This is a genomic window from bacterium (assembly GCA_008933615.1).
Lineage (GTDB): Bacteria > CLD3 > CLD3 > SB21 > SB21 > SB21.
This window is the reverse complement of sequence record WBUR01000016.1, coordinates 72,841-79,525: the sequence shown is the minus strand read 5'-3', so window position 1 is coordinate 79,525 and position 6,685 is coordinate 72,841. Positions and strand designations below refer to the sequence as shown.

Genomic DNA, 6,685 nt, shown 5'->3' with positions numbered 1-6,685 from the left:
GGCAACTTTTCATGTGCAATTTATTAACGCCGACACCGTGCTCGTTACGGAACGTCATGCAGGCGGCGGTTATCGAACTCGCCGGATGCGTTATGTCGCGGATAATGCACGGGATTCCGATGATTCGCTTTTCTATTACCAGTTGGCTCAGCGACGAACGATCGAAGGCCTTTTCATTGAATCGCTCAATTTGATGAAACTGGAAAGTTTTGCGGCCATCCTGCTGAAACTCAACCTGCCGCATCCGTTGCGGATCGATGAATGTATTATTTACAGCACGGAATCACCTCCGCAATATCAAACGGACAAACCCGAACGGGTTTTTAGTAAGACCATCGAAATTACCAATACCGTGATCCGCGGAAATATTGATTTTGCCAATGCAACCTTTGTCGACAGTTTTGTTATGACCAATACCCGCGTCGGCGGGACACTCGACCTCAGCCGCTGTAAATTCCGAAAACCGGCGATCATTACCTCTTCCGAAATCTACACACAACTCAACTTGTCCGATTCACGCACGTACACTTCATTTGATTTGACTAATTCATTCATTACCCATTTCGACGCACGCAATGCCTTGTTTGAGCGGTCATCCAATTTCTACGGCACGGTATTTTCAGAACGCGCAAACCTGTACCATGCCCGATTCAGAAAAAAAACCAATTTATCCAATACGAGTTTCGATCCGTCCATGAGTTTTTCCGGCGCCACGTTCAGCGGCTACACCGATTTGACCAATATCACCATTCGCCGGAACGACATGCAGCGAGGGCTTCGGGAATCGGCGGCGCCTGATATTTTACTGAGTAAGGCTAATATAGCGGATACCGTGCGTGCGGATGATGATATTTTAAACTACGGCCTCGACCTGATCGCGCTGAAACAAATTTGGTTTGATCTTGATCACATGGAACCCGGTGAAGCGGAACGTTTTCTGGTTTCACTGATCCAATTTGTCAATTCCAATTCCAACGCTTCCGAAGATTTACGGGCTGACGCTCTTGCGCTGCTGAATTACCAGGAAGTACAACTGAAACGCTTTCATACGGATAGTTGGATGGAGCGCGCTCAACTCGACATACTCCAACTCCTCGTGCGCAATGGATACGGCGGCGGATTGAGATTTTTTGTCTCATCATTGATCATGACGTTGTTTTTTTCATTGGTCTATCAGTTCAAATACCGTTCCGATATCAAGGCGCTTATTCATAACGATAAACAGGAAAAAGATCTGCCGCCGCCAGACTCCGGCCGGATTAATAAACTACGTTCTTCGACGTCAAAAGGCATGTTGAACTTTGTTCAATCCATGTGGTTTAGCGTGTATGTTTTTCTTTCACCGAAATTCCCATCCGAGATATTTTCGCGCACCTCTTCATTCCAGCTGGTAGCCTCCGTCGAATGGGGTCTGGGCATAACTATGATGATGATTTATCTCATCTATATCGCAAGCAATTACGGATTCATAAGAAGTTTATTAGGGTTTTAATTCACCTGCATCAGGAGGAGGCAAATGAAAAGTTCAAAAACAAACAGCCGAAGGCCCGGTTACGGATGGGTGCCGGATATTCCGGATCAACGGGATTTTCTTTACCGCAGTGTGGCGAGAATTCCGGCCAAATTACCTTCATCGGTTGATCTCCGCAAAAAGTGTCCTCCGGTGGAAAACCAAGGAGCGCTGGGAAGCTGCACGGGCAATGCGCTCGCCGGGGCGTTGGAATTTCTGGAAATGAAAAACGGGGTGAAGTTTCAGGATATGAGCCGGTTATTCATTTATTATAACGAGCGCGTCATCGAGCATTCGGTACAGTCGGATTCCGGCGCGATGATTCGCAACGGGATCAAAACACTGGCCAAACAAGGCGTCTGCGGTGAAACAAAATGGCCGTACGTCGTCAGCAAATTTGCAAAGAAGCCGAGCCCGGTTTGTTACAAAGAAGGAATGAAACACCGGATTTCATCGTACCGACGCATTATTACTTTGAATGAAATGAAAACCTGCCTCGCCGAAGGTTTTCCATTCGTATTCGGATTTACCGTATATGAAGATTTTGAATCGCAGAGAGTCGCTAAGACCGGTGTTGCCAATATGCCGAAGAAAAGCGAACGCATGATCGGCGGGCATGCGGTCTTAGCCGTCGGGTATCACGACTCCGGCAAAAGATTCATCGTGCGTAATTCATGGGGAACGGATTGGGGCATAAAAGGCTATTTCACGCTTCCCTATCAATACGTGAGTAACCGCGATCTGTCGGATGATTTTTGGACGATAAGGAAGTGAGGGAACTGGCAGTGAATCCGGCATATATATCTTTTACGGCTACACGGATGACACGTCCTTTCCTCCACCGACACAAGAGGAAAGGGTTATTTCACCAAGCAAAGGTGAAACTTTTCCACCCGTGAAATCATCACAAAAAGCCGCGTGATGGAAACTGCAAAGAAAAACCTGAGAAGCCGAGCCCGGTTTGTTACAAAGAAGGAATGAAACACCGGATTTCATCGTACCGACGCATTATTACTTTGAATGAAATGAAAACCTGCCTCGCCGAAGGTTTTCCATTCGTATTCGGATTTACCGTATATGAAGATTTTGAATCGCAGAGAGTCGCTAAGACCGGTGTTGCCAATATGCCGAAGAAAAGCGAACGCATGATCGGCGGGCATGCGGTCTTAGCCGTCGGGTATCACGACTCCGGCAAAAGATTCATCGTGCGTAATTCATGGGGAACGGATTGGGGCATAAAAGGCTATTTCACGCTTCCCTATCAATACGTGAGTAACCGCGATCTGTCGGATGATTTTTGGACGATAAGGAAGTGAGGGAACTGGCAGTGAATCCGGCATATATATCTTTTACGGCTACACGGATGACACGTCCTTTCCTCCACCGACACAAGAGGAAAGGGTTATTTCACCAAGCAAAGGTGAAACTTTTCCACCCGTGAAATCATCACAAAAAGCCGCGTGATGGAAACTGCAAAGAAAAACCTGAAGTAGTCGGAGACAAAAAGCCCGCCTCGCGCGGACTTCTTTTTTCTTCTTTGCTTTCTCGCACTGATTAGTTACTTTTCATTCAGCATTTAGAGTCGCTTTTAGAATATCTATCCCATGTCAATAATTATTTGTAGCTAGACAATATTGCGGGAATGTTATGAATCAAGTAAATTTTGGCGGGCATTGGACAGAACAAAAGCTCCAGACTTTTGTCGATTATGTTAAGGCTTATCTAAAAATTATCAATAGAAATAAACAAAAGTATAGTTGGGAAACAATATATTTTGATGGGTTTGCCGGATTTGGGAACGCTGATCGTCCAGTAGACGATCTTGATCTACTTTTTAATATAGAAAATGATCAGGAACGTCATCTATACAAAGGCTCTGTAACAAGAATATTAGAGCTTCAGACTCCTTACTTGTTCGACTACTACTATTTTATTGATTTGGATAAATCCAAAGTAGATATTATTGACAAGTTCAAATCAAGCCTTAAGCACATCAAGCCAAATCGAATCATTGCACGATCTGAGGATTGTAACAAGGAATTGAAAAAATTGGCTAGCGCATTGAATTCTAATAAATATGCGGCATTAGTATTTCTCGATCCATTTGGAATGCAAGTTCGGTGGAAATCAATTGCTTCGCTGAAAAATACTCGTTCCGATATTTGGATACTAATCCCCTCAGGTGTAGCAATTAATCGGCTGATTACAAAGAATGGCCTGAGGAATAAGGACAAACTTGAAGCGTTCTTTGGATTAAGTGAAAAGGATATCCTTTCTTATTTTTACAAAGAAAACAAAGTTAATACTTTATTTGATTGGAAAACGGAGATAAAAAAGATTCCAAATCCAGTTAATAAAATTGCCGAACTATACATATCACAATTGAAATCAGTCTGGAAAGAAGTTACACCTCAACCTCTTGTGTTGAAAAACAGTAAGAATTCTCCGATATTCCACTTACTTTTCGCATCAAATAATTCTGCCGGACTGCGAATTGCGTCAAATCTCATTGAAAGGAAAAATAGATAATTATGTCACAATCCCACATCGAATGGACACAAATGACATGGAATCCCACGACCGGCTGTACAAAGATTTCGGCAGGCTGTAAGAATTGCTATGCTGAGATCATGTCGAGACGGCTCAAGGCTATGGGTTTAGAAAAATACAGAAATGGTTTTGATCTCACCATTCATGAAGACGCTTTGGGAATACCCTACACGTGGAAGAAACCGAAAACCGTATTTGTCAATTCCATGAGTGATCTTTTTCATAAAGACGTTCCGCTGCCTTTTATTCAAAAAGTTTTCAAGGTTATGAACGACGGCACACAACACACGTTTCAGGTTCTGACCAAGCGATCCGACATACTTGCCAAGTATGATAAACATTTGAACTGGACCCCGAATATCTGGATGGGTGTGTCCGTTGAAAATAATAAAGTCGTTCAGCGAATTAATCACTTAAGACAAACACATGCTCATACGAAATTTCTATCCTTAGAACCATTGATCGGCCCACTTTCCGGATTGAATCTTCAGGGTATCAATTGGGTCATCGTTGGCGGTGAATCTGGCCCCGGCGCGCGGCCGATGGAAAAACATTGGGTCGAGGATATTCACAGACAATGCCGTCAGGCTAATGTCGCTTTTTTCTTCAAACAATGGGGCGGTGTTCGTAAAAAGACCGCCGGTCGGATTCTGAACGGCAGGACGTATGATGAGATGCCGGCGGCGGTTATGTAGAGCGATTTGTCAAATCGCTCTACAAGCGAAAAATAACATGCGACGCGCTGCTTCCCTTTATCGTGGTTCGAAGTTCAAATACATTGAACGAAGCATCGCTTCGTTCTACAATTGAAATGTGGAACGATTTGACAAATCGTTCTACACTAAACAAATGAAAACATTTTATCGCCGCAATTTACCGCACTACCATCCGCCCGGTGCCATTTACTTTGTCACATTTCGGCTGGCAGGATCACTTCCGCAAGAAGCAATGCTACGTCTCAAACAGGAACGTGAGGCGACCGAAAGAAAAATTGTTAAGACCGCACCGGCGAAACAAGTCAAAGAAGAAATTCGGATATGGCAAAAAAAGTATTTTGCAAAGTTCGATCAATTATTGGGTTCGGCAAGTAATAGAGTTCACCACCTCAGCGATGAAAGGGTTGCAAATATTGTAGCCGAAGCGATCAAACACAGAGACGGTAAGGAATACGATTTATTCGCGTATTGCATCATGCCGAATCATGTGCATATGGTATTTTCTGTAGAGCGAACTTTAGTTCGCTCTAATCAAACTGAAAATCCTGCAGCCTCGGAGCGAGCTAAAGCTCGCTTTACTACTGAACTGAACGAAAATATAAAGCGAAGCGGCGCTTCGCTTTACAAAATCCTGCAATCGCTAAAATCGTTTACAGCGATTCAAGCCAATAAAATCCTCAATCGTTCCGGCACTTTCTGGCAGCATGAAAGTTACGATCATGTCGTGCGCGATCAAGACGAATTGCAGCGTGTTATACGCTACGTTTTGAATAATCCAGTAAAAGCAGGACTAGTTTCTGATTGGCAAAAATGGAAATGGTCCTATTTGAAAAAGTAGAACGATTTGTCTAATCGTTCTACCTCCACTTTTGAGCGAAGCGGCGCTTCGCTCTACTTTTCATCTTGACCGTTAACCCTAAAAGCCGGAAATTGCGGTAGTATTCAAAACCCTCATTGATCAGGATTGACACTATGCCCGACGAATTCAAAATCCTTTCCATCGACGGCGGCGGCATCCGGGGCATCTGCCCGGCCATTTATCTGGATCATATTCAACAATCCCTCGATCACCCGCTCTACGAATATTTTGATATGATCGCCGGGACGTCGACCGGAGGCGTCATCGGACTGGCTATCGCGCTGGGAGTTCCAATCGAACATGTCATCAAGGTTTTGCGGGAAGGTTCCACGCGCCTCTTTAAAAAACTGTCCAGAGGCTATCTGAAGCCAAAGTACAGAACCGAAGCGCTCATTGCGGAGATCAAGTTGATGATCGGCGAAACGGCTATTCTGCATGATGCGCGCAGACGGGTGTGCATACCCTACGTTGATTTGGCCGAAGGCAGAGCCAAGGTTTATAAGACACGACACCGTGAAGATTACGTGCGCGATCAGAATATGCCCGCATGGAAAGTAGCTGCTTCCACCGCCGCCGCGCCCGTATTTTTTTCGCCTTTTGAGGTTGACGCGGACAGAACCAATGTCGACGGCGGTTTATGGGCTAATAACCCGAGTGTCGCCGCCTTGACGGAAGCTTTGCACATGGGGATTCCTGTGGAAGAGGTCAGAATCCTGTCGATCGGAACGGGCACCAAAGGATTTCAAAAGATAAAACCGAAATGGGGATACGGCCTCGTAGGGATGTACAACGCAATGATTGACCTGTCGATGCAAGTGCAATCGGAGAGTTCGAATAATATCGTTAAACTCATCTGCGGGGAGCATTATCACCGGATACAGTTTCAGCTTAGCGGCCCTCACTCATTTACTCTGGATGACGTCGGCAGCCGGCAAGTTCTGGAAGCATGCGCTCTGGAAGAAGCGGCAAGATCGGCAGCGGAAGTAAAAAAGATTTTTTTCAGTTCTCTCACAGAACCGTTTACGCCTTTGCCATGATGGGTAACGACAT

General features: G+C 44.9%; 6 protein-coding genes and 1 pseudogene. All 7 read left to right on the top strand.

From position 1 onward, the window contains the following. Window positions 1–1,492: hypothetical protein (locus F9K33_07765; protein ID KAB2879881.1), on the top strand; the 1,492-nt coding region annotated here is incomplete at its 5' end. Between the two features lie 24 nt (window positions 1,493–1,516). Beyond that, window positions 1,517–2,284: a C1 family peptidase gene (locus F9K33_07760; GenBank protein KAB2879880.1), complete on the top strand. Its 768-nt coding sequence runs from the start codon at window positions 1,517–1,519 to the stop codon at window positions 2,282–2,284. 173 nt (window positions 2,285–2,457) lie between these two features. After that, window positions 2,458–2,826: pseudogene (locus F9K33_07755) on the top strand (C1 family peptidase). Between the two features lie 331 nt (window positions 2,827–3,157). Further along, complete coding sequence (gene tcmP, locus F9K33_07750) at window positions 3,158–4,039, top strand: three-Cys-motif partner protein TcmP (GenBank protein KAB2879879.1); 882 nt, start codon at window positions 3,158–3,160, stop codon at window positions 4,037–4,039. A gap of 2 nt (window positions 4,040–4,041) precedes the next feature. Beyond that, window positions 4,042–4,755: a phage Gp37/Gp68 family protein gene (locus tag F9K33_07745; protein KAB2879878.1), complete on the top strand. Its 714-nt coding sequence runs from the start codon at window positions 4,042–4,044 to the stop codon at window positions 4,753–4,755. Window positions 4,756–4,873: 118 nt separating this feature from the next. Next, window positions 4,874–5,614 (top strand): hypothetical protein, encoded by a 741-nt coding sequence (locus F9K33_07740; protein KAB2879877.1) that lies wholly within the window; start codon window positions 4,874–4,876, stop codon window positions 5,612–5,614. A gap of 134 nt (window positions 5,615–5,748) precedes the next feature. Next, on the top strand, window positions 5,749–6,672 hold the full coding sequence (locus F9K33_07735) for a patatin-like phospholipase family protein (protein ID KAB2879876.1): 924 nt from the start codon (window positions 5,749–5,751) through the stop codon (window positions 6,670–6,672). The last annotated feature ends 13 nt before the right edge of the window (window positions 6,673–6,685 follow it).

Bases quoted from the DNA above. Each gene is read 5' to 3' on its own strand.
- F9K33_07760 (KAB2879880.1), top strand. From the start codon at position 1,517: ATGAAAAGTTCAAAAACAAACAGCCGAAGGCCCGGTTACGGATGGGTG.
- tcmP (KAB2879879.1), top strand. From the start codon at position 3,158: ATGAATCAAGTAAATTTTGGCGGGCATTGGACAGAACAAAAGCTCCAG.
- F9K33_07745 (KAB2879878.1), top strand. From the start codon at position 4,042: ATGTCACAATCCCACATCGAATGGACACAAATGACATGGAATCCCACG.
- F9K33_07735 (KAB2879876.1), top strand. From the start codon at position 5,749: ATGCCCGACGAATTCAAAATCCTTTCCATCGACGGCGGCGGCATCCGG.